The sequence below is a fragment of the bacterium genome (assembly GCA_018812485.1).
Taxonomy (GTDB): Bacteria; JAHJDO01; JAHJDO01; order JAHJDO01; family JAHJDO01; genus JAHJDO01.
In genome coordinates this window covers 1-2,624 of record JAHJDO010000034.1, presented here as the reverse complement: position 1 = coordinate 2,624, position 2,624 = coordinate 1, and the positions used below count along the sequence as shown (strand labels likewise).

General features: G+C 34.9%; 4 protein-coding genes. 1 reads left to right on the top strand and 3 read right to left on the bottom strand.

The window, feature by feature from the left end:
• The 3 genes from KKC91_02755 to KKC91_02745 form a co-directional block, all read right to left on the bottom strand.
• A partial coding sequence (locus tag KKC91_02755) for a type I restriction-modification system subunit M (protein MBU0477471.1) occupies window positions 1-1,024 on the bottom strand: 1,024 nt, incomplete at its 3' end.
• Entirely contained in the window at window positions 1,014-1,163 is a 150-nt protein-coding gene (locus KKC91_02750; protein ID MBU0477470.1) for a hypothetical protein, read from the bottom strand. The genes KKC91_02755 and KKC91_02750, both read right to left, overlap by 11 nt.
• Before the next feature lie 243 nt (window positions 1,164-1,406).
• Window positions 1,407-2,270, bottom strand: coding sequence for a DDE-type integrase/transposase/recombinase (locus tag KKC91_02745; protein ID MBU0477469.1), 864 nt, complete (start codon window positions 2,268-2,270; stop codon window positions 1,407-1,409).
• Between the two features lie 117 nt (window positions 2,271-2,387).
• On the opposite strand from KKC91_02745, the gene KKC91_02740 reads away from it, so the two are divergent.
• Window positions 2,388-2,624: hypothetical protein (locus tag KKC91_02740; protein ID MBU0477468.1), on the top strand; the 237-nt coding region annotated here is incomplete at its 3' end.

The following is a 2,624-nucleotide window of genomic DNA, read 5'->3' as shown; positions in this document are numbered from 1 at the left end:
TTCTTATTTCTCCTTCATTTGAAGTATTAGAACTCATTGAACCATTTGCCAGAACAAAACCTGCAACACCCGTAGGATTAAGATGATGAATGAAATGTTGAACCCATCCAAAATTAGCATTATTTTTAGGAGGAACTCCAAACTTCCATCTTACATCTTCTTGCAATAGCTGACCATTCCAGTCTGAATCATTAAACGGAGGATTAGCAATAACAAAATCGGCTTTCAAATCTTTATGCTGGTCATCATGAAAAGCATCCCCCCATTTGATATTTGCATCAATACTTCTTATAGCCATATTCATCTTACATAATTTCCATGTTGTCTGGTTGCTTTCTTGCCCATATACAGAAATATCTCCAATTCTTCCACCATGTGCTTTTATGAATTTTTCACTTTGAACAAACATTCCACCGCTTCCGCAACATGGATCAAAAATTCTGCCCTTATATGGTTCTAACATGCCAACAAGTAATTTAACAATAGAACGAGGAGTATAGAACTGCCCGCCTTTCTTCCCTTCAGCAGAGGCAAATTCACCTAAAAAGTATTCATAAACTCTTCCAAGAATGTCTTTACTTCTGTTTTCCTTATCTCCTAAACCTATTGTTCCAGTTAAATCAATTAATTCCCCTAATCTTTGTTTATTCAATCCAGGACGTGCATAATTCTTTGGAAGAACTCCTTTAAGTGTTGGATTGTCTCTCTCAATAATATCCATAGCTTCATCAAGAAATTTTCCAATTTCTGGCTTTTTGGCATTAGCTTGAAGATGCTCCCATCTTGCCTCTTTAGGAACCCAAAAAACCCTTCTTGAAACATACTCATCAACGTCTTCTGGATCTGAGTCCTTATCTTTCTTCAATTTTTCATAAACTTCTTTGAAAGCATCAGAAATATATTTCAAAAAGATTAATCCTAAAACAACATGCTTGTATTCAGCAGCATCCATATTGCTCCTTAACTTATCAGCAGCAGACCATAATTTCTGTTCAAAACCTAAATTAGCACCATTATTTGACATTTTCTCGCCTCTTCTTTAAATCTGCTTCCATACATTTTTCAAACTGACGAGATACTATCCAGCCCTCGTGTTTACAGAGTTCCATATACCTACTGTAAAGTTTTGAGTTTACCTTTAAAGTGATATTTTTTGTTTTCATTTGAAACCCCCTCTTTCTAAAGCAAATATAAACACATATTAATAAATGTTGCCCTAATTTTTTTACCCTGTATAATTCCAAAATAATGTGACACTTTCTTCGCACAATTTCATTTATAAACTTTATAAATCAAACACCCCTCCATAGTCTCCCTTGATTTGTCGCCTAATTTTGAAACTACCAAACAATTTATAGTCGACAAAACGTATAATTCCGAAATATGGTGACAATTCCGAAATTAGGTTACAGTTTTTCCCAGTAAACTTTTTCAGGTGTTTCATAAGCTAAAGCATGGTGAATTCTTCCCTCATTATACCACTTTACAAAGTCTTGTAAAGTTTCGTCAGGGTGTTTCTTAAATCTCTTCTTCAGTGTATCAAACCACTTCTCTATCTTGCCGTTTGTTTGAGGGTGGTTTCTTCTTGAAGTCCAGAAGTCAATCCCAATTTTCTCTAGTTCTTTTTCAAATTCAGAGATTCCCTTCTTACCAGTTTTATCATACTTACTGGCATAGAATTGAGAACCTTTATCGCTTAATACAACAACAGGGCAAACTTCATTATTTAATATTGCCTGATAAAAAACAAACAAAGCATTCTTTGTATTAGCATTATTAAATTTACCAGCAGCCATTATCTTTCTGCTTCTATCGTCTATAAAGGAGCAGTACCATTTGCCTTTATATTCACTCCAGTCGCAATGCCACATGTAGTTGCTTATTGGCCATTGATAACGAACATAGCTTCTCTTCCCTCTTCTTTTAAGACAAGGTTCTGTCAACTTGTTTATGTCAAGAACCTTTTGAATTTGCCGTTGGGATACGCCAAATCCTGTCCTTGTGAGGACAATATGCAGCTTTACGCTTCCGTAATCAGTTGTTCCTCTTAACTCAACCACCTTTTTAGCAAACTTAGGGTTAATCTGTTCTGGGTGTCTTCCTGCCTTTTTTGCCTTATATGCTGTAGTTCCCTCTTTTTTGAACCTAGCAACTAGTCTGTATACATGTTGCCTGCTAACTTTTTGTATCCTAGATATGGAAGTAACACTTCTACCAGATCTGAATTGTCTTATTATCCATTTTCTTTTCTTCTCGGTTAATGTTTCCATAATATCACCGAGAATCAGAAATTTAGCCAAATATTAGAAGTGTAACCTAATTATGAAATTCAACACAGGCCCATTTTTTCAACAAAATTTAAATAATCAGAAGGTTAAGGCAATGGTATGGACATTATTGAGTTTGCAAAAACAACAAAAGATGTTTTGAGGCCATTTGGAGATATTGAGGTTCTTCTTTATTACGCAGCTGTTTCAAAAAAGCTTGCAAAATACCTTGAAGGAAAAGAGATTGCCTCAAAAAACTGGCTCGGCAAAAAAGGGTTTTTACCAACACTAATTAAAAGGGGTTCTAAGCTTGAGCCATTATATATAAACGAATTTAGTGAAATAACTCATGATTTC